The organism is Luteitalea pratensis, from assembly GCF_001618865.1.
Lineage (GTDB): Bacteria > Acidobacteriota > Vicinamibacteria > Vicinamibacterales > Vicinamibacteraceae > Luteitalea > Luteitalea pratensis.
In genome coordinates this window covers 5583195-5603919 of sequence record NZ_CP015136.1, presented here as the reverse complement: position 1 = coordinate 5603919, position 20725 = coordinate 5583195, and the positions used below count along the sequence as shown (strand labels likewise).

16 protein-coding genes are annotated in these 20725 nt (G+C 67.1%); 13 read left to right on the top strand and 3 right to left on the bottom strand.

Annotation, left to right across the window (positions count from 1 at the left end; all coding sequences use genetic code 11):
• Positions 1 to 22 precede the first annotated feature (22 nt).
• On the bottom strand, positions 23 to 1414 hold the full coding sequence (locus tag LuPra_RS23470) for an APC family permease (RefSeq protein WP_110173008.1): 1392 nt from the start codon (positions 1412 to 1414) through the stop codon (positions 23 to 25).
• Between the two features lie 394 nt (positions 1415 to 1808).
• On the opposite strand from LuPra_RS23470, the gene LuPra_RS23465 reads away from it, so the two are divergent.
• From LuPra_RS23465 to LuPra_RS23450, 4 genes are all read left to right on the top strand, one after another.
• On the top strand, positions 1809 to 2015 hold the full coding sequence (locus tag LuPra_RS23465) for a hypothetical protein (protein WP_110173007.1): 207 nt from the start codon (positions 1809 to 1811) through the stop codon (positions 2013 to 2015).
• A gap of 725 nt (positions 2016 to 2740) precedes the next feature.
• On the top strand, positions 2741 to 6904 hold the full coding sequence (locus LuPra_RS23460; protein ID WP_110173006.1) for a DUF7948 domain-containing protein: 4164 nt from the start codon (positions 2741 to 2743) through the stop codon (positions 6902 to 6904).
• Positions 6905 to 7114: 210 nt separating this feature from the next.
• A complete protein-coding gene (locus tag LuPra_RS23455) occupies positions 7115 to 7630 on the top strand; it encodes a hypothetical protein (protein ID WP_110173005.1) in 516 nt (171 codons plus the stop codon).
• Positions 7631 to 7746: 116 nt separating this feature from the next.
• A complete protein-coding gene (locus LuPra_RS23450) occupies positions 7747 to 8145 on the top strand; it encodes a hypothetical protein (protein ID WP_157899579.1) in 399 nt (132 codons plus the stop codon).
• A 27-nt stretch (positions 8146 to 8172) separates the two neighbouring features.
• On the opposite strand, the gene LuPra_RS23445 is transcribed toward LuPra_RS23450, so the two are convergent.
• A complete protein-coding gene (locus LuPra_RS23445) occupies positions 8173 to 8649 on the bottom strand; it encodes a thioredoxin family protein (protein WP_234800524.1) in 477 nt (158 codons plus the stop codon).
• A gap of 406 nt (positions 8650 to 9055) precedes the next feature.
• Here LuPra_RS23445 and LuPra_RS23440 point away from each other — a divergent pair, with 406 nt between their 5' ends.
• The 9 genes from LuPra_RS23440 to LuPra_RS23405 are packed head-to-tail and all read left to right on the top strand — an operon-like array spanning position 9056 to position 18516.
• Positions 9056 to 11434, top strand: coding sequence for a heavy metal translocating P-type ATPase (locus LuPra_RS23440; RefSeq protein WP_110173003.1), 2379 nt, complete (start codon positions 9056 to 9058; stop codon positions 11432 to 11434).
• Positions 11431 to 11598: a cbb3-type cytochrome oxidase assembly protein CcoS gene (ccoS, locus tag LuPra_RS23435; RefSeq protein ID WP_110173002.1), complete on the top strand. Its 168-nt coding sequence runs from the start codon at positions 11431 to 11433 to the stop codon at positions 11596 to 11598. Before LuPra_RS23440 ends, ccoS begins: the two co-directional genes overlap by 4 nt.
• A 13-nt stretch (positions 11599 to 11611) precedes the next feature.
• Positions 11612 to 13822, top strand: coding sequence for a cytochrome-c oxidase, cbb3-type subunit I (gene ccoN, locus LuPra_RS23430; protein ID WP_110173001.1), 2211 nt, complete (start codon positions 11612 to 11614; stop codon positions 13820 to 13822).
• A complete protein-coding gene (locus LuPra_RS32610) occupies positions 13822 to 14040 on the top strand; it encodes a cbb3-type cytochrome c oxidase subunit 3 (RefSeq protein WP_162472812.1) in 219 nt (72 codons plus the stop codon). The genes ccoN and LuPra_RS32610 overlap by 1 nt, the downstream gene beginning before the upstream one ends.
• Positions 14037 to 14624, top strand: a complete 588-nt coding sequence (locus LuPra_RS23425; protein WP_162472811.1) for a cbb3-type cytochrome c oxidase N-terminal domain-containing protein — start codon at positions 14037 to 14039, stop codon at positions 14622 to 14624. Before LuPra_RS32610 ends, LuPra_RS23425 begins: the two co-directional genes overlap by 4 nt.
• 4 nt (positions 14625 to 14628) lie before the next feature.
• Positions 14629 to 16071, top strand: coding sequence for a cytochrome c oxidase accessory protein CcoG (gene ccoG, locus LuPra_RS23420; protein ID WP_110172999.1), 1443 nt, complete (start codon positions 14629 to 14631; stop codon positions 16069 to 16071).
• A gap of 55 nt (positions 16072 to 16126) precedes the next feature.
• Positions 16127 to 16573 carry a FixH family protein gene (locus LuPra_RS23415; protein ID WP_157899578.1) on the top strand — a complete coding sequence of 149 codons (447 nt, stop codon included), beginning with the start codon at positions 16127 to 16129 and terminating at the stop codon, positions 16571 to 16573.
• Positions 16570 to 17301: a sulfite exporter TauE/SafE family protein gene (locus LuPra_RS23410; RefSeq protein WP_157899577.1), complete on the top strand. Its 732-nt coding sequence runs from the start codon at positions 16570 to 16572 to the stop codon at positions 17299 to 17301. Before LuPra_RS23415 ends, LuPra_RS23410 begins: the two co-directional genes overlap by 4 nt.
• Before the next feature lie 45 nt (positions 17302 to 17346).
• Positions 17347 to 18516 carry an MFS transporter gene (locus tag LuPra_RS23405; protein WP_110172996.1) on the top strand — a complete coding sequence of 390 codons (1170 nt, stop codon included), beginning with the start codon at positions 17347 to 17349 and terminating at the stop codon, positions 18514 to 18516.
• A gap of 229 nt (positions 18517 to 18745) precedes the next feature.
• On the opposite strand, the gene LuPra_RS23400 is transcribed toward LuPra_RS23405, so the two are convergent.
• Positions 18746 to 19804, bottom strand: a complete 1059-nt coding sequence (locus tag LuPra_RS23400) for a 3-keto-disaccharide hydrolase (RefSeq protein WP_110172995.1) — start codon at positions 19802 to 19804, stop codon at positions 18746 to 18748.
• Positions 19805 to 20725: the final 921 nt, after the last annotated feature.

Sequence of the window (20725 nt, the reverse complement as noted above, 5' to 3'; positions counted from 1 at the left end):
TGGGCCGCTCGGAGAGCGGTCCCTACCTCGAGATCTCGAAAGGCCAGCGGCGGGTCTGGCGCGACCACACGAGGAACGCGACGGCTCCTGCCGCCAGCAGGGCCAGGCCGAACAGGATCACGAAGGGGTCCGTGGTGGCAAACAGGAACAGCCAGCCGAACAGCGCCAGCACCAGCGGCAGCGGATAGAGCCAGACACGGAACGGCCGTGGCATGTCCGGCTGTGTTCGCCGCAGCAGCACGAGCGCAGCCATCTGGCCGATGAACTGGACGAGGATCCGCATCGTCACCAGCGCGTCGATGACCAACCCCAGGCTCAGCGTGCTGCCCACCATGGCCAGCGCGCCGACGGTCAGGAGCGCGACGTGCGGGAAGTGCTGCGTCGGGTGGAGCCGGCCGAAGACACGGAAGAACGTGCCGTCGAGGGCGGCCGCGTAGGGAATCCGCGAGTAGCCGAGCAGCAGCGCGAAGACCGATCCGAAGGCCGTCCACAGCACCAGCAGCGTGAACACGCTGGCTACCGACGTGCCGTACAGGCGCTCCATGAACACCGACACGATGAAATCGGCCTGCGGGTTGGCCGACGCCGGCACGAACTCGCGCCAGGACACGACGCCGATGATCGACAGGTTGATGGCGATGTAGATCACCGCGACCGCGAAGACGCTGATGATGATCGAGCGCGGGATGACGTGACCCGGGTTGCGCACTTCGTCGCCGATGTAGCAGATGTTGTAGTAGCCGAGGTAGTCGTAGATGCCGACGCGCGCCGCGGCGCCGAGGCCGAGCAGGAAGCCCAGCGAGAACGTGAACGCCCCCGGCGGGACGTCGAAGGCCACGCCAGCCTGGAAATACAGGGCGCCGCTGACGATCACGGCCAGCGTCGTCAGCAACGTGCCGATCCACAGCGTGACCGTCAGCCGCCCGACCGATTCGATGCGCCGGTAGAGGAGCGCGATGTTGACGACCCCCACCGCCAACGCGATGGCGATGACGTACGTCCGCGACATGCCCGGCCAGAAATAGCGGGCGTACTGGGCAAAGCCGATGTACCCCGAGGCGATCTCCAGCGGCCCTGACAGGATGAACTGCCAGATGAACAGGAACGCCATCAGCCGGCCCACCTTCTCCCTGCCGAAACCCTCGCGCAGGTACTGGTAGGTGCCCCCCGATCCCGGCATCGCCGCGCCGAGTTCACTCCAGATCAAGCCGTCGGCGATGACGATGACCAGTGAGACGAGCCACCCCAGCAGCGCCTGCGGCCCACCGAGCGCGGTCATCAGCAGCGGGATCGTGATGAACGGCCCGATCCCGATCATGTTCGACATGTTCAGCGCCGTGGCCTGGAGCAGGCCGAACTGGCGAATCAGGCCGTGCGACTGACCAGGATGCGAAGGCGGGGGTGCGCTGCTCATCGAGTGGCGCGCAGTATACCCGTCCCGTCTCTCGAGGCCGGCCGGCTGCCTTCGCGCAACGCGCTTCGGCGCCCACCGAGAGCCGGCCCTCCCAGGTGAGGCAGTCCTCCGGACGCGCCCTGCGACTTGACACGAAATCACATCGAAGTTCGCAGGGAAGCCCGCCCTGTCGCGGCACAGCCCGCCGAAGCCGCAGCGGACTCCGCCGACGTCGCGGCGAAGCCCGCCGAAGCCGCGGCGGACTGCGCCAACGTCGGGGCGAAGCCCGCCGAAGCCTCGGCGGACTGCGCCAACGTCGGGGCGAAGCCCGCCGAAGCCTCAGCGAAGCCGCCAAGGCGAAGGCGGGTGTCACGTTTCTGCCCAGCGCGCCCACAAGTCGGTGATGAGCACTCGCATGTCGTTTCCCGGAACCATCACCGCACGGGTCACCCCGGCCGGCACCGGCGCCCTCTCCGCGTGGGGCACTTCCGCCGTGACCGGGCCGATCATCGTGCAGCGCGCGATCTGGGGCATGGAGCCGTCCGTCGTGGCCACGGAATCGGTCGACACCGCTGACGCGAAGCCCGCCGGCGGGAACCGCGCGCCTACACGAGCCGCCTGAGTACGACTCGACGCGGCGATATGCCGACGGTAGGCCGCCTCTCCTTGGGCGCCGAAGCGCGTTGCGCGAAGGTGGCCGAGCCCGGCCCCGACGGCGCGCTCTGAGAGCGCGCCCTACCAGCTTCGGTTCACGGGTTGTGTTCTTCCCGGAGGCTCCATTGGACCGCCGACGCGCCCGCATTTCGCTGGGTGGACCAGGGGCCGCCGGCACCAACGCATTGGCTACGAGGCTTCCGTAGCGCCTGCATCCCGTCGCGGCGCTCTTCGTACGACCCCGCTTCGTTGAAGGCCGTCGACCTGAAGGTCGACGGCTACGACCCCCCGCATGCAGGCGTCGACCTTCAGGTCGACGCGCCCATCTCTGTGTAGCCGGAGAACTCTGTCCGACGGTCACATCCGTCGCATCGTCTGCCGGACACGTCCGGCAGCACACGCACGTTCCGAACGTCGCATCCATCCGTGATGCGTAAGCGATAGCCATTCAATCGATCGACAGACTGTCCGCATCCGGACACCTGTGCGCAAACCTGCCGGACAACGTCGATCGCCTCTCGACCGAACAACGTAGAACGCAAATATTTGTTCGAACTTCCGTGCATTCCGCTCCGTATCTGGGGCCGGTTCGCGTGCTTGTGCCGTGCCTCGATCGACGTGTCACGAATTCGGAGGCCGGGGCCACTCAATCACGCGGCGCGAATCGAATCGCGATCGCTGGAGGTTCTTATCGTGCACAGCAATCATTCATCATTCATCCGTTCCGGCACCGCGCTTGTCGCGTCGGTGCTGGCCCTCGTCGGTCTCGCACCGGCCCCGGCCACTCACCTCCATGCAGCAGCGCCGTCAGCCGACACCGTGCCGGCCAACGTCGCGCCTGCACGCGCGCTCGACGCGATTGCGTCGTTGCCGCTCACCTTCGAGTCGCGAGAGTTCGACGGCGTCCCGGCCTTCGTCGGTCGTGGACAGGGTTACAACATCGCGGTGAGCGCTCGGGGCGCGAGCCTGGCGTTGCTCGCACACGGCCGCCGCGCCGAAGTGTCGTTCTCCATTGCCGGTGCTACCGACGGTGTTCGACTCACCGGCGAGAGCAATCTGCCTGGTGTGATGCACCGCTACGTCGGTCCCTCCTCCACGTGGAAGACCAACGTCACGACATTCGGTCGTGTAGTTGCGCACGAGGTCCGCCCCGGTATCGACGTCGCCTACTACGGCGACCAGCGCCAGCTCGAATACGACTTCATCGTCGCGCCCGGCGCCGACCCCGCCGATGCCGAGATGGTGGTGCAGGGCGCCGATCGCCTCGCCCTTGACGCGTCGACGGGCGACCTGCTCGTCGAGGTCGCGGGGCAGGTGCTGCGCCAGCGCGCTCCCGTGTCTTACCAGGACATCGACGGCGTCCGCCGCCCGGTCGCCAGCGCCTTCACGCTTGACGCCGCGAGCGGGCGAGTGGGCTTCCGCGTTGGTGCGTACGATCGCCAGCGCACGCTGGTCATCGATCCCGTGCTCGTGTACTCGACCTGGTTCGGTGGCGTGAGCGAGGAAGGAATCCTCGCGGTGAAGGTGGACGCCAACGGCTTCATCTACGTCCTCGGCACCTCCGAGGACAACGCCGGCTTCCCGGTGACGTCTGGCGCCATGCAGCCGCAGCGTGCCGGCACGCCGTCACCTGGTGGCGTGTACCCGCGCGACTACTTCGTCAGCAAGTTCAATCCTGCGGGTAGCGCCCTGGTGTACTCGACGCTCTTTGGCGGATCCCTGGACGAGGCCACGTGGGCCCCGGAGTACATCCCCGGCGGGCTGGCCGTGGACCCGCAGGGCCGCGTGCACATCGTCGGTGACACGGTGTCGACCGACTTCCCCGTCACGGCTGGCGCCGCCGACGCCGCCTTCGGGTTCGACGCGGGCGCACCAGCGCAGTCGGCCGACGCGTTCTACGCGCGCCTGACGCCCGAGGGCGGGCTGGCGTACTCGACCTACATCGGCGGGATCCGTCGTGAAGCGGCCACGGGCGTGGCGGTGGATGCGCAGGGCAACGCGTATGTCGTGGGCAAGACCGCGTCCAACAGCACGACCGACGGCTTCGTGACCACCCCGAATGCCTACCGCACCACCCGATGGGGCGCCGACGATCTCTTCGTGCAGCGCTACACGGATGCCGGTGCCCTGGTGTACTCGACGTACTTCGGCGGCAGCCAGGGTGAGATGACCAACCGGGCCGACATCGTCGCCAATGGCGACGGGAAGGTCACGTTCGGCAGCGACACCTCCACCGGCGACCTGCCGGTCCTCAATGGCTTCGCGCCGCGCCTCGGCACCGCCATCGACGGCTTCGTAAGCCAGATCGACACGGACATCGTGGGCACCGCGGGCCTGCTGTACTCGTCGTACATCTCGGGCAGCGGCACCGACCATGTCTACGCGCTCGACATCGATGCGAACGGCTTCGTCTACGTGGGTGGCAGGACGCGCTCCAATACCGACTTCCCGGTGACCGCCGCCGCCGCGCGCCAGTTCAATAACCCGATTGGTGGTGGTCAGGAGCCGTGGGACGGCTTCGTGATCAAGCTCGATCTCACGAAGACCGGTGTCGCGTCGCGTGTCTACACAACCTTCACCGGTGGCAACAACTACGACGGCATCAACGACATCGCCGTCGACGCGATGGGGCGTGTGCACCTCGTGGGCTCGACGCGGTCGACGGACCTGCCCAAGATTGGCGCCGTGCAGGAGACGCTCTGGCAGCAGCCCCCCTATGTCCAGATCCTCAACCCGGCAGGCACGGCGTTCGTCTTCTCCAGCTATCTCGGATCCAACGCGAACGGACAGGCGCTGCTCGGCATCGCCGTCAACGCAGCAGGTGAGACGTACCTCGGTGGCACGACCAACGACTCCAGCGTCTTCACCGCCGCCAATTCGGATGGCTTCCGCCTGGTGAACGCGTTCCAGACCGCGTACGGCGGTGGCGACGGCGACGCGGTGCTGCAGAAGCTCGGATACAGCGTCGACCTGTCGCTGACCAAGCTGGCCAATGTCGGCACCCTGTTCCCGGGACAGAACGTCACCTTCACGCTGCAGGTGGTGAACCCGAGCAGCGACCCGGCCTCGGGCGTGGTCGTCACCGATAACCTGCCCGCGGGTCTCGAGTACGTCTCCTGCACATCCGACCTCGCCGGTATCTGCGGCGGGACGGGCAACAACCGCTCGATCTCCTTCGCACAGGTCGGGCCTGGCGCGGTGGCGACGATGAAGATCGTGGCCAAGCTGGTCGCGACAACGCCCGGACAGCAGATCGCGAACACCGCCACGGTGACAGCCGGGGTGCTCGATCCGGTTCCGGCCAACAACACGGCATCGGCCAACGTCGGCCTGCCCACGCTCGAGTCGAGCGGCGATGCCGACAACGATGGACTCAGCAATGAATTCGAAACGAAGTACGGGCTCGACCCGTTCGGTGGCCCTGGCTCCGGCCCCGGCGACGATGCCGATGGCGATGGCAAGACGAACCTGCAGGAACTGCAGGAAGGCACGCACCCGCGGGGGTTCGTGATCACTTACCTGGCGGAGGGGGCGACCGGCTCGTTCTTCGACACGCGGCTCGCGATCGCGAATCCGGCCGCGCTGCCCGCGCTCGTGCTGACACGCTTCCAGCGCGCCGACGGGTTCACCATCCGCGACTACCGCGTGCTGCCGCCGCTGAGCCGGACGACCATCGACGTCGAGACCATCCCCGGCCTCGAGGCCGCCGAGTTCTCGACGCTGATCGAGGCCGACGTGCAGGTCGTGGCCGACCGGACGATGACCTGGGATCAGAGCGGGTACGGCAGCCACGCCGAGCGCGGCATCCTGACGCGCACTGCGACCAAGTGGTACTTCGCCGAGGGCGCGACGTTCTACAACTTCGAGCTCTTCTACCTGATCCAGAACCCGAACGACCAGGCGGCGCAGGTGCAGGTCACGTACCTGCTGCCGGCACCGGCGGCACCGCTCGTCAAGAACTACGTCGTCAAGCCCCAGAGCCGCTTCAGCATCTGGGTGGACGAGGAAGGCCGTACCGACCCGGCACTGGCGGCGCTCGCGACCGCGGAACTCTCCGCGATCATCGAGTCGACCAACGGCGTGCCGATCATCGCGGAGCGCGCCATGTACCTGAACCGGCCGGGACAGGCCCTCGGGGCTGGTCACGAGAGTAGTGGCGTCACCGCGCCGGCCACGCAGTGGTTCCTGGCCGAGGGTGCCACCGGCAACTACTTCGACCTGTTCATCCTGATCGCCAATCCGCAGGCCGACACGGCGAGCGTACAGGCCGAGTTCCTGCTCTCCAACGGCCAGGTGATCACCAAGACGTACCAGGTCGCGGGCAACAGCCGCTTCAACATCTGGGTCGACCAGGCGGATGCGGCATTGGCCGACGCGGCGGTGTCCACGCGCATCACGTCGACCAACAACGTGCCGATCATCGTCGAGCGCTCGATGTGGTGGCCGGGCCCCACCTCGGAGACGTGGCACGAGGCGCACAACAGCCCGGGCGAGACCACGACCGGTACACGTTGGGCGATGGCCGAAGGTGAACTCGGCGGCTCGCGCGAGGTCGAGACGTACGTCCTTGTCGCCAACACGTCCGCGTTTGCCGGCACCATTCGCGCCACCGTGCTATTCGAGGATGGCAGCGCGCCCATCTCGCGCGAGTACGTCGTCTCGGCCAACTCGCGGTTCAACATCACGCCGTACGCCAACGAGTTCTTCCCCGAGGCCCGCGGCAAGAGGTTCGGGATGATCGTGGAGAGCGTCGGCGGCGCCCCTGCCCAGATCGTGGTAGAGCGCGCGATGTACTCCAACGCCAACGGCGTGCGTTGGGCGGCCGGGACCAACGCCCTCGCCACAAGGCTGCAGTAGTCGGGCGCACAACCAAGGGACAAGGGACAACGAACAAGTCAGAAGGCCTTTCAAGGGACAGGGGACAAGGAACCAAGGACCAGCGGATGAGGCGGACCGTCGCCGTGTCCCCTGTCCCCTGCTCCTCGTCTCTTGTGTCTTGACGCCCTTGTGACTTCTCTCCTTGTCCCTTGTCCCTTGTCGCGTGTTTCCCCATACAATCGCCGCACCATGATCAGCCATCTGTCCGGCCCCGGCGCCCTTGCCGTGATTGCCGTCACCGCTACGCTCGCGACGCCGACGGCGGCGCAATCGCAGGCACAGGACGAACGTGACGTCGTGGCCGTCGTTCAGAAGATGTTCGATGCGATGGCCAGTTGCGACGAGGCGAGTGCCCGCGCGATCTCCTGGCCCGAAGGACGGCTCTATCGCCAGGTCGAGGGGACCGACGGCGTGGTGCGCAGTTCCACCTTCGACGAGTTCAGCGCCAGTCTCGGCAAGTGCGGGCGCAAGATGCTGGAGCGGATGTGGGCGCCACAGGTGCGCGTGCACAAGGGGATCGCCACGCTGTGGGCGCCCTATGACTTCTGGCTGAATGGCGCGTTCAGCCACTGCGGCATCGACAGCTTCGAACTTGCGAAGACCAGTGCAGGATGGAAGTTCACCAGCGGCGTCTACACGGTGGAACGTACCGGTTGTGCGCCGAGTCCCCTTGGCCCACCGCCGGCCAGCGGAGCGAGCCGATGATGCGGCTGCGGTTGGCCGCGGTCATGGCAGCGGGCGCGCTCCTTGCTGCAGCCTCGACTGCGCATGCGCTTCTCGCGCCGGAGCCGCCAGGCGGAGGCGGTCAGGATCCCACGGCAGTGCGATGCGACGCCGTGCTCACCCAGGCCGAAGCCGTCGCGATTGTCGGCGACAGCTACCAGGGACCCGCTGTGGATGAACCCAGTCCCGGGTTCACTAGGTGCGAGTGGCAGGGCAGCGACAGCAACTTCGGGTTCACGTTCGCGAGCCTCAAGTCGCTCTCCGCCGACGGCACCACCGCCGACAAGACGTTCGACATCGACTTGCGGGCCGTGGAGGACGGGACCAAGAAGCGCGAGCTGCTCCCGGGCATCGGGGTCAACGCCGCGACGGTCGATCTGGGCGGTGATGCGGCACTGCTCGAGGTGCAGCGCGCGGACGGTGTCGCGCGGATGATCGTCTACAAGATCGATCGCGACCGGATGCTGGCGCTCGCGAAGGCCATCGCCACACCCTGACCACGTCGTGCACGTAGGCGTCGACCTTCAGGTCGACGCGTGAGGCCCGGCAGCACCTCGCACGAACGCCTCGATCTGATCGGCGGACATCGCTCCAGCAGTGCGTGCCACCTGCGTCCCGCCGTCGTACACCGCGAGCGTCGGGATCGAGCGAATGCCCAGTCGGGCCGACAGGTCAGGCACTGCTTCCGTGTCGACCTTTGTCACGAGCAGTCGGCCAGCGTTGCGCTGCGCGACCAGCGCCACTTGCGGCGACACCATCCGGCAGGGTCCGCACCATGCTGCCCAGAAGTCCACGAGCACCGGGAGCCGTGACGATGCGACGAGCGCGTCGAAATACGCGGCCGACGGCACCTCCACCGGCTCGGTCGGCGGCGCCAGCATCGTCTGGCAGCGACCGCACCGTGTGGACTGTCCCAGCGTGGTGAACGTCAGTCGATTGGCTGCCCCGCATGACGGACAGGGCACGACGAGCCCACGGGCATCCATGCGGATGCTCGACATTGCAGACCTCCTCGGGGCGCCGGTCCCGCGCCCCGGCCTCAAACAGCACTGTAGCGCGTCAGGGCGCGATATCGACCAAGGGACAAGGGACAACGAAGAAGTCACCAGGGCTTCAAGGGACAGGGGACAACAATCAAGTAGGGCCCGTTCTCCGAGCGTGGCCGGGGACCAGGGGATAAGGCAGGGCAGTCGGCCTGGTCCCTTGATCTGCAGACTTTTCGGCTGCCGGTGGGGAATATTGCCGACGGCCGGGTAGCCGCGGGTGCGGCCGCAGGCAGGTCTCCTGAAGCATTGGATCGCGCCAGGGCTGGCGCGGAAGTTGCCCTCCGAGTGGTAGCCGCGCCTGCCAGCGCGACGCCTCCCCGTGACGACTGCGTCCTCTTCTGTCCTCGACCGGGCTGTTGCCATGCCCGCCGCTCCGGCGCTCTGCCGCCACTGCGGCGACAGGTGCGGCACGCACGGCGTCCACACCGCCGCCGGCAGCTTCTGTTGCATCGGCTGCGCCTCGGTGTTCGAACTCCTGCAGGCGCACGGGCTGAGCCAGTTCTATGCGTGCGATCCCGATGCGGGCGTGTCCCAGCGCACGGCCAGTACCCGCGACGCCGATCGGTTTGCCGTGCTCGACGATCCCGCCGTCGCCCTCCGGCTCGTGGATTCCCACGATGGCACCTTCAGCCACGTGACCTTCTCGGTGCCCTCCCTGCACTGCGCGTCGTGCCTGTGGCTGCTCGAGCAGTTGTGGCGCTTCGACGAAGGCATCGGTCGCAGCGAGGCGGACCTGATGCGCCGGACGGTCCGGGTCGCATTCCGGCCAGATCGGACGACGCTGCGGGCGCTGGCAGAGCGGCTCGCGTCGCTGGGGTACGAGCCAATCGTGGACGGCGAACGCTCGGCCGGCCACATGCCGCAGGCGCGGCGCGATCTGTATCTCAAGCTGGGGCTCGCCGGATTCGCGGTCGGCAACATGATGCTGTTCAGCATCCCGCGCTATGCCAACGGTGCGCCACTCGATCCGGCGTTCCAGCGCCTGTTCGATGCGCTCAACGTCATGTTCGCGATCCCGGTGCTGGTCTACAGCGCCGCCGACTTCTTCAGGGCGGCGTGGCAGTCGGTGCGGATGCGGGTGATGACGCTCGACGTGCCGGTGGCCATGGGCCTCGCCGTGCTGTTCGTACGGAGCCTCTGGGACATCCTCACGCGCAGTGGCGAAGGCTTCCTCGACTCGTTCGCCGGCCTGGTGTTCTTCCTGCTGATCGGCCGCCTGTTCCAGCAGATGGCGTTCGACCGGATCGCATTCGACCGCACGGTGCGTTCCTTCCTGCCGCTCTCCGTACGCGTCGCGACCGGTGCCCGGATGGCGATGCGCCGCATCGAGGACCTCGCGCCCGGTGACGTGATCGTCGTCCGGCCGCAGGAGGTCGTGCCCGCCGACGCGTGCCTGCTCGACACGCACGGCAGGATCGACCTCGCCTTCGTCACCGGCGAGCAGCACCCGGTCCCTGTGCAGGCGGGCGACACCATCGGCGCCGGTGCACGCATTGTCGGCGAGGCGTTGCGGTTGCAGGTGCTGCGCCGCGTTTCCCACAGTCGCCTGGCAGAACTGTGGAACAACCCGGTCTTCACGCAGAAGCCATCACACTGGCTCACCACGGTCTCGGCGCGCTTCGGGCAGTGGTTCACGATTGGCGCGCTGGCGCTGGCGGCGCTCGGGTTCTGGGCGTGGTGGCCAGACGTCCGGATGGCGGCGCAGGTGACCACCGCCGTGCTCATCATCGCGTGCCCGTGTGCGCTGACCCTGGCCGCGCCGATCACTCTCGGCACGACGCTCGGCATGCTCGGGCAGGCGGGCGTGTACCTGAAACAGGGCGCCGTCGCGCTCGACCTGAGTCGCGTCGACACCATTGCGTTCGACAAGACCGGCACGCTGGCCACCGCCGAGGCCGCGGCAACCGTCGATCTCGACGGCCTCGACGACCGTGACTGGGCTCGCGTCCGCCGACTGGCTGCCCAATCCATTCATCCGGTCAGCCGCGCGCTCGCGGGACGCGCGGCGGTCGAGGGCGACATCCGCGATGTGCGCGAGGTCGTTGGCGAGGGCATCCGCGGCGTCGTGGACGATGCCATCGTGGCGGTGGGCACGGCGTCGTTCGTCTCCCGCGTCGCGGAACTGCCGACCGGCTACTCGGGCGGCCGCACCTGGGCAAGTGTCGACGGCCGCACCGGATCGTTCGCGTTGGCTACGCCCGAGCGCGCTGGAATGGCCGAGACGGCTGCCGCGCTTGGCGCGTCGCACGAGACATGGCTGCTGTCGGGCGACCACGACGAAGAGGCGCCACGCTGGCGGCGCGCGTTCGGTGATCGCATGCGCTTCCGGCAGGCGCCCGAGGACAAACTGCGCACGGTGCAGGCGCGGCAGTCCGCGGGCCGGCACGTGTTGATGATCGGCGATGGCCTGAACGACGCGGGCGCGCTGGCCGCGGCCGACGTCGGCATCGCCGTGTCCGACGATACGGCGTGCCTCGTGCCAGCGTGCGATGTCGTCATCCGCGGCGATCGACTGACACTGCTGCCGGCGGTGCTGCGGTACGCACGCCGCGCCCGTGCCGTGATCGTCCTCTGTTTCGTCGTGTCGGTTCTCTACAACGTGATCGGTCTCACGCTGGCGTTGACCGGTCGGCTGACCCCGCTGGCGACGGCCATCCTGATGCCGGTGAGTTCGCTCACGGTCGTCGGCTTGAGCGTCGGCCTGATGCGGGTGCGTGCACCGCGGGGGAGCGGACAATGACCGTGATCTTCTTGCTCATCGCCGTCGGCGCGGTGGTCGCCGGCGGCTTCCTGGCCGCGTTCGCGTGGGCGGTTCGGTCCGGCCAGTTCGACGACACCACCACGCCGGCCGTCAGGGTCCTCCTCGACGACACTGCCCGGCCCGCCCCTCAACCGAAGCCATGAAGAGTCTCACGTTATGCATGATGTGATTCAATCACCCGCCATCGGGCGCCACGCCGACCGCGACGCCGGCGCCGTCGAGACCTTCGCGTACGACAACGCGATCGTCCGCAACTTCATCGTCGCGACCGTGGTCTGGGGCGTCATCGGCTTCCTCGTCGGCTTGATCGTGGCCATCAAGCTGGTGCGCCCGGAATTTCTCAATTTCCTGCCGCAGTTCTCGTACGGGCGGCTCAGGCCGCTGCACACCAACGCGGTAATCTTCGCCTTTGCGGGCAACGCCATCTTCGTCGGCGTGTACTACTCGCTGCAGCGGCTGTGCAAGGCGCGGATGTTCAACGACGCGCTGAGCGCGATCCACTTCTGGGGCTGGCAACTGATCATCGTCTCGGCGGCGCTGACGTTGCCATTCGGGATCACGTCGAGCAAGGAATACGCAGAGCTCGAGTGGCCGATCGACATCGCCATCACGCTGGTCTGGGTGGTGTTCGGCCTGAACATGCTCGGCACCGTCTACAAGCGCCGCGAGCGACACATGTACGTGGCGGTCTGGTTCTACCTCTCCACGTTCATCACCGTCGCGTTGCTGCACGTGGTCAACTCGCTCGAGCTGCCGGTCAGTTTCCTCAAGAGCTACTCGATGTACGCGGGCGTGCAGGACGCGCTCGTGCAGTGGTGGTACGGCCACAATGCCGTGGCGTTCTTCCTGACCACGCCATTCCTCGGGATCATGTACTACTTCATCCCGAAGGCCGCCAACCGGCCGGTGTTCTCGTACCGGCTGTCGATCGTCCACTTCTGGGCGCTGATCTTCATCTACATCTGGGCCGGGCCGCATCACCTGCTGTACACGGCGTTGCCCGACTGGGCACAGACGCTCGGCACGGTGTTCTCCTTCATGCTCATCGCCCCGTCCTGGGGCGGCATGGTCAACGGGCTGCTGACGCTGCGCGGCGCGTGGGACCGGGTGCGCGAAGACCCGGTGCTCAAGTTCATGGTGGTGGGGGTGACCGCCTACGGCATGACGACGTTCGAGGGGCCGATGATGTCACTCAAGAACGTCAACGCGATCACGCACTACACCGATTACGTCATTGCGCACGTCCACGTCGGCGCGCTCGGCTGGAACGGCGGCCTCACGTTCGCGATGCTGTACTACATCGTGCCGCGCATCTACGGCACGAAGCTGTACTCGATCCGGCTCGCCAACACGCACTTCTGGCTGTTGACGCTCGGGGTGCTGTTCTATTCGATTCCGCTCTACATCGCCGGCATCACCCAGGCACTGATGTGGAAGGAGTTCACCGCCGACGGCGTACTGCGCTACGGCAACTTCCTCGAGACCGTCGTGCGCATCCTGCCGATGTACTGGCTCCGCATCGGCGGCGGTACCATCTTCCTTCTCGGCGCCCTGATTGCCATCTACAACCTGTACAAGACCGCGGCGTCAGGTGTGTTCGAACCGGGTGAGGCCGCACAGGCGCCGCCATTGCGCCCGCTGCCGCCGCGCGAGGGATCGGCATGGCACCGGGCGCTCGAGGGCCGGCCGACGCAGTTCGCGGTGTTGACGTTCCTCGCCGTGCTGATTGGCGGCGCGGTGGAGTATGTCCCGACGGCGCTGATTCGCGCCAACGTGCCGACGATTGCGACCGTGCAGCCCTACACGCCGCTGGAGATCGAGGGACGTGACCTGTACATCCGCGAGGGCTGCCTCGGCTGCCATTCACAGATGATCCGGCCGATGCGCGCCGAGACGGAACGGTACGGCGACTACAGCAAGCCCGGCGAGTTCGTCTACGACCACCCGTTCCTGTGGGGCTCCAAGCGCACCGGGCCCGACCTGCACCGTGTTGGCGGCAAGTATCCGGACTCGTGGCACTTCCTGCACATGAAGGACCCTCGTGCCACGTCGCCCGGCTCGATCATGCCGGGCTATCCGTGGATGTACACGGACAAGCTCGACGACACGCACATCGAGGGCAAGATCATCACCCTGCGTCGCCTGGGCGTCCCCTATCCCGCCGGCTACGAGCACCAGGCGCGCACCGACATGCAGGCGCAGGCCACGCAGGTGGCCGAGCGGCTGAAGACCGCCGGCATGAACACGCCTGCCGATCGCGAGGTCGTCGCGCTCATCGCCTACCTGCAGCGGCTCGGTACCGACGCGAAGGTGAAACCAGGCGCGATGCAGGCGGCGCTTCAGCCCGCCCACCAGGGAGACCGCTGATGTACAAGGAAGTCCTGCGCACGATCGTCGGGATCGAGATCTTCCCGGTCCTGTCCCTCGTCATCTTTCTGACCGTCTTCATGGTCATGCTGGTGTGGGTGCTCCGCATGGACCGCGATCGGCTCGCGGCCTGTGCCAGCCTGCCGCTCGGCGACGACTCCGTGGTCTCGCCCGAGGGACGCACGGGCCCCGACACCAGGGGAGGAGCCCAGCTGTGAGCCAGAAGAAGGACCAACTGCTGTCGCACGAATACGACGGCATCCGCGAGTTCGACAACGCGCTGCCGAAGTGGTGGCTGTACGGCTTCTACTTCACCATCGCGTTCGGTATCGTCTACGCGATCAACTACCACGCGCTGCCGACGCCGTTGTGGGGCAGGCCGGGGATGGTCGCGGAGTATCAGGCCGAGGTCGAGACGGCCGCGCGCGTCGCGGCCGGCCGTCCCAAGGCGGCCGGACCGAACACGGCACTGGTTGCGCTGACCGATTTGGACAGCCTGAAGAAGGGCCAGGAGATCTACGAGGGCGCCAACCTCTGTCATGCCTGCCATCGCAAGGATCTCGGCGGCATGGTCGGACCCAACCTCACGGACAACCTGTGGATTCACGGCTGCACGCCAGCCGATGTGATGAAGAACGTCAGCACCGGGTTCCCGCCGCTCGGCATGCTGCCGTACGGAAGTGGCGCCAGTCTCTCCGACGAGCAACTCCTGCAGGTCGTGAGCTACGTCCTGTCGAAGCAGGGCACACAACCGGCCAACCCGCGTGCCGCCAACCCGGATCGCGAGAAGACCTGCGGCTGACATCATGCGCACCGATACCGCTGTGCCGCACGGGTTCGATGCGGAGCACGACAGCTTCCGCGGCGAACTGGCCAGCGTCCACAAGGATGGCCGGCGCAAGTGGGTCTATGCGCGCCAGCCGTCCGGACGGTTCTACGCGGCGAGGACGCTCGTCAGCTACGTCTTGATGGCGCTCCTGTTCCTGGGACCCTTCGTCAGGCTGCACGGCCAGCCGATCTTGCTGCTGAACGTCCTCGAGCGGAAGTTCATCGTCTTCGGACTCGTCTTCTGGCCGCAGGACTTCTACCTGCTCGTGTTGTGCGTGCTCACGGGATTTGTCACCGTCGCCCTGCTCACATCCGCCGTAGGGCGAGTGTGGTGTGGCTGGATGTGTCCGCAGACGATCTTCCTGGAGATGCTCTTCAGGAAGCTCGAATGGCTGATCGAGGGCTCGGCGCAGCAACAGGTGCGACGCGACAAGGCACCGCTCACCGCGGACACGGCGTGGCGCAAGGCGCTGAAGCACGCTGTCTTCTTCGGGTTGTCGTTCCTGATCGCGAACGTCTTTCTCGCCTACATCATCAGCGCCGACGCGCTATGGACCATCGTCACGGCGCCACCGCGTGAGCACCTGCCGGGGTTGTTCGCCATCTCGGTGTTCAGCCTCGTCTTCTACGCAGTCTTCGCGCGCTTTCGCGAACAGGCGTGCACGCTGGCGTGCCCATACGGCCGTGTCATGGGTGCGCTGGTGGACGAACACACCATCACCATCACGTACGACCGCAGCCGCGGCGAACCTCGCGGCAAGCTCGGTCGCGGGGTGCAGGACATGCCGCGCGGCGACTGCATCGATTGTGGGCAGTGCGTCACGGTGTGCCCGACCGGCATCGACATCCGCAACGGCATCCAGCTCGAATGCGTGGCGTGCACGGCGTGCGCCGATGCCTGCGACGACGTGATGCGGCGGGTCAGCCGGCCGCAAGGCCTGATCCGCTACACGTCCGAGGAGGCGGTGCGTACGGGGATGCCCAACGGATTGAGCTGGCGCGTCAAGGCCTACGCGGTCGTGTGGCTGGTCCTGTTCGTGGCGGCAGCGACGTTGATTGCCAGGCGTCCCGACCTGGATGTGCTGATCCTGCGGCAGCCCGGCACGCTGCAGACGACGCTCGACAACGGTGACGTCTCGAACTTCTACAACCTGCAGATCCTCAACCGGTCCAATCGCCCCTACACGCTGACCTACCGGGTGGTGGACCCCGTCGGCGGCAGCATCACCGCGCTGGGGCCAATCGGTGACGTACCGCCGTATGGGCTCGTACAAAGCCGATTCCTGCTGCGGCTGCCGGCGAGGGGAATATCGGGCACCAGCACTCCCGTCCATGTCGAGGTGAGCGATGGCGGTGAGTTGGTCGCGACCGTCGAGACCTCGTTTCTCGGGATCGCCAATGAACAGGAGCAGGGCAGATGAGAGTCGGGCGGAACGAAGTCGCGCCAGGTTCATCGAGCGCGCCGGAGCAACAGCGATGAAGCTGCGGATGCACTGGGGCGTGGCGGTGGCCGTCTTCTACACGATCTTCGCCCTCAGCACCGTCGGGTTCGTGGCGTTTGCCATGACCCGCGACGTCGAACTCGTGAGCGTCGACTACTACGCGCAAGCGCTCGCCCACGACCGGCACATGCAGGCGGTCGCCAACGGCGACGCGCTCGGCACGGCCGCGGGCGCGACCCTGGCTGAGGGCCAGGTGCGACTCCGCCTCCCCGCGACGATGGTCTCGGGGCTACGAGGGACGGCAACGCTCTATCGGGCCTCGGACGCGCACGCCGACCGCACCCTGGCGCTCTCACCTGCCGCCGACGGCACCATCGTGATTCCCACGGCGGGACTTGCGTCAGGCAGATGGCAACTGCGGATCCAGTGGTCCGCGGGCGGGCGCGACTACTACCTCGAACGGGACCTCCGGCTCCCATGACCGCGCTGCTTGCCGGCCTCGCCTTCGGTCTGCTCGGAAGCGGACACTGCGGGACCATGTGCGGCCCGCTCGTGCTGCTGGCCAATCCGAGGGCCGCAGGTCTGGGCACGCGCCCGGCCTCTCTTCCTCGGCGCAAGGCGGGACATGCCGCGCTCTATCACGGCGGACGCGCCTCGACGTACATCGTTCTGGGCGGACTCGTCGGTCTCGTTGGCGGCGCGCTGACGCATCTCGGGTTCGGCCGGATGCTTGCGGTAGTCGCCGGCCTCGCCCTCGTGGTTCAGGCCGCAGCAGCCACCGCTATCGTCACCGGGCGTCCGGGGGCATCGAGACTCGGGATCGCGGTGTCGCGCGCCCTCGGACGTGCCGGCACCTGGATGCGCTCGCACCGGGTGATGGGACCGGTCGTGTTCGGGGCCCTCAACGGGCTGTTGCCCTGTGGTTTGCTCTATGCCGCACTCACCGCCGCCGGTGGCTTCGGCACGCTCGGTCAGTCGTTGCTCTTCATGGGTGCCTTCGCCGTCGGCACCACGCCGGTCCTGGCGTTCATCGCCATGGCGGGCGGGTCGCTCACGGCACGAATGCCGCACGTGGTGCGGCGCGCCACGCCAGCCGCCCTGGCCATCGTCGGCATGCTGCTGATCGCCCGGGGCGTGCGCCCGCCGCACGAGACCCACGGCGCGGGTGCGACCGGGGCCGCAACCATCACGCACACGCACACGCATTGAGATCAAGGGACTGCGGCCCCTCCCGATCCGCGATACTTACCTCGCATGACTCCACCGCTCGTGACGCCGAGGTTCCTGACCATGTTCGGCTTCAGCTTCCTCGTCTTCGTCTCCGTCTTCCAACTCCTGCCGGTCGCGCCGTACCGGATGCTCGCGCTCGGTGGGACGCCCGCGTCGGCCGGGTGGTTCCTCGGGCTGTTGACGATCTCGTGTGCCGTGTCGGCGCCGTTCACGGGCCCGTTGTGCGATCGCGTCGGTCATCGGCGGTCACTGATCATCGCGGGCAGCCTGCTCTCGCTGATCACGCTCAGTTATGCGTCGGTGCACGACAATCGCGTCCTGCTCACCATCGTCGTGGCGCACGGCGTCGTGTGGTCAGCGCTGATGGCGGCGTCGAGTGCGTATGCAACTGCCACCATTCCTCCTGCACGTCGCGCAGAGGGCCTGGGCTACTGGGGGATGGCGTCGATCCTGGCGATCGGCATCGCGCCCTCGCTCGGATTCTGGGTCTACCGATTCGGTTGGGGCGTGCTCTGCGTCGAGCTCTCGGTACTGAACGTGCTCATGACGACGGTCGGGTGCCTGCTCCCGGACGAGCGCGCCGCCGCGCTGGCGGCGGGTTCGGCGATCGACACCGAGGCGCGTACTTTCGGCATCGAGTGGCGCGTCATCCTGCTTGCGGTGAGCCTGTCGCTGATCTCGTATGGGTACGGTGGGCTGACGTCGTTCTCGGCGCTGTTTGCCGACGCGATTGGCGTGATGCCACGCAGCACCTTCCTGTCGTCGATGGCATGTTCCGTGATCGCTGCGCGACTGCTCGTCGGACGCCGGCTCGACTCCTGGGGTGCGGGCACGGTGCTGATGGTCAGCCTGGTGATCCCCGCGTGCGCGCTCTCGTTGCTCGCGAGCGCAGCCGGCCGCCCCGGCTTCGTGGTGGCGGGGGTGGCATTCGGTGCCGGATTCGGCCTGGTGTGGCCGTCGTTTGCGGCCCTCGTGATGGGATCCATCCCGATGGCCCGTCGTGGCGCGGCGTTCGGCGCGATTCTCGCTGCCTTCGACACGGGGATCGGGGTCGGTTCGGCGACCACCGGCTGGATGGTCCGTGCGCACGGCTTCCGTGTCGCCTACGCGGTGGCGGCAGTCCTTGCCGCGCTTGCACTGCCGTACTTCCTGCTCGCCCGCCGACGCCTCCACCTCGGGGAAGCAGTCCACTAAGAAACGCGATCAAGGGAGAAGGGACAGGGAACAAGTCACGAGGGCTTCAAGGGACGAGTCGCAAGGAAGCAGGGTCAAGGGCAACAAAGGCGCCTGCGAACGTCGCCTCAAATCGCCATACGCCACGTCCACGTCGAGGGCTACGCTGGCTTGTCCCTTACTCTCTTGCCGTCCTTGTCACTTGTGTCTTGATGCCCTTGTGACTTCTTCGTTCTCCCTTGTCCCTTGTTCACCGTCCGTCGGGATAGAGGTCGACCCGACGGACGTAGATCTCCGCTCCTTCCGACTGGATGATGATCTTGCCGCGCGTGTAGCTCGGGTGGAGGCCGACGTTCACGACGACGCCGTTGAGGATGTTGGTGATGCGGTCGCGGGCGACGACGATCTCGAGTTGGTTCCATTCGCCCGCGGGTTTCTCGACCTCGTGGGCGCCACGGTAGCCGAGGCGATCGGTCCAGTCCGGGTCACGGCCCGACCAGTTGATTCGGTTGCCGTCGCGGAAGACGCGCGGCGTGCCCGCGGGGTCGTACACGAACTCGCCATCGCGGTCGAGGATGTGGCTGGCCGTCATCTCGGGCGACAGCCGCGTGCCGTCCGGTTCGTATCCCTGGACCATCAGGAAGTCGCCGACGCCGCCTTCGATGATCTGGGCCTCGATCGAGCGCATCCAGGGCCCGTTGAAGGTCTTGCCGGTGTTGCCGTCGGCGCCCTGGCAATGAATGAGCACGCCGCTGTCACGGGCGCGACTGGTGCGCGGCTTCCATGTCACCGTGCCCCAGCGGAACTCCACCACCAGCCGATAGGTCTCGTACTCCTCGTGCGTCGTGATGCCGCCGAACTTCTGACCGCTGATGCGGATGGCCGGCGCGCCGTCGACGTTGTCCACGACGCTGAAGACCTTGTCGGGATCGGTCCGGTGGTCGTTCACCAGCCATGTGTAGAAACTCGAGAGATCCTTGCCATTGAACAGGTGGACGACGTTGGTCTCCTGCGCCGCGGCCGGCAGGCCCGGGGCGAGGGAGAGGAGGAACACGACGACGCTGGTCAGGAGGCGCGCAGGGGAGTTGGTCATCAACGTGGCCGGCATTCTGGCACAGCTCGCCAGCGACACGGCCAGCATGGTGCAGCCGTTGCTCCCCTCCAGCGTGTACTGCAGCTGCAGGAGGAGTCGAGCGAGGGGAATCAGGTGTTCGTTGTGCGGAACGAAGTAGGCCGACAGGGGGTCGGCCCGAGCAGCCAGTGCAGCCAGTCCCAGTCGTCGCGGTAGGGAGGCGGCAGGCGCGCCCACAGGGTGAGCACGGCCACACTGGCGGCCATCAGCAAGCCGATGGTCCACTACCCCGTGGCGACCCCAGCACGCCTGGGACGCTCGTCTACACTCACCGCATCGGCTTACGCGGCCGATTGCCCTGATACAGGTGCGACCCGGTGCCTGTCGAAGGCAACCGGGCCGCGTGTGTGAGCGTGGCTCGTGTTTCTGTCAGGAGTGACGGCGGTCGCGCTGCGACGGAAGTCATGGGCAGTCGGCAGCAGCCGGTGAGGCGCGATAAGGCCTCGGTGTCGCGGCGTCCGACTCAGCGTGACCGGCCTTGCGTGCAGCGCACGTCGATGCGCGGTGTCATCGACCTACGCCGCCTGGAATTCCGGTGGCGTGTCCTGCGTCATCAGCACCTCACAGTTCTGAACGTCCTGCGGTCCGTCGGAACGTCGCGCGCGCCTTGGCCGCGATCGGCAGAAGCCGGACGGGCGGTCGGCCCGTGTGGCGGTGGCTACGTGTGCGTCCGGGCGGTGTTGGTCCCGGCACGAACCGGTGTCAACTGCGACACCCGTCGTGCGCCATCTGGCGCGGTGGTTCACCCTCGTTCATCTCCGCCTGCCTTTTCTGGTGCCCCTTGGAGCGGTGACACCGGCAACCACTGACGACACCTTACGTCCGCCCTCCGGAGGCGGCAAGCAAGTCTCGAATCACGATGTGTACATATCGATCTCCGCTTACGAAGCGAGGGGAATAGGGCTCGGGAATCGGGAGTCGGGAGTCGACGCCCAGCATGCCGCGATGCGCTTGCCAATCCCCGGTGCCCGCAACCCGGTGCCCGGCGGCTGTTCCGGAATGCCGGAATGCCGGGAGTGCTGCAAATCGACTGCGGCACCCGGTACCCGGTACCCGTTACCCGGTACCCGTTACCCGGTACCCGGCAGTGTGATGACC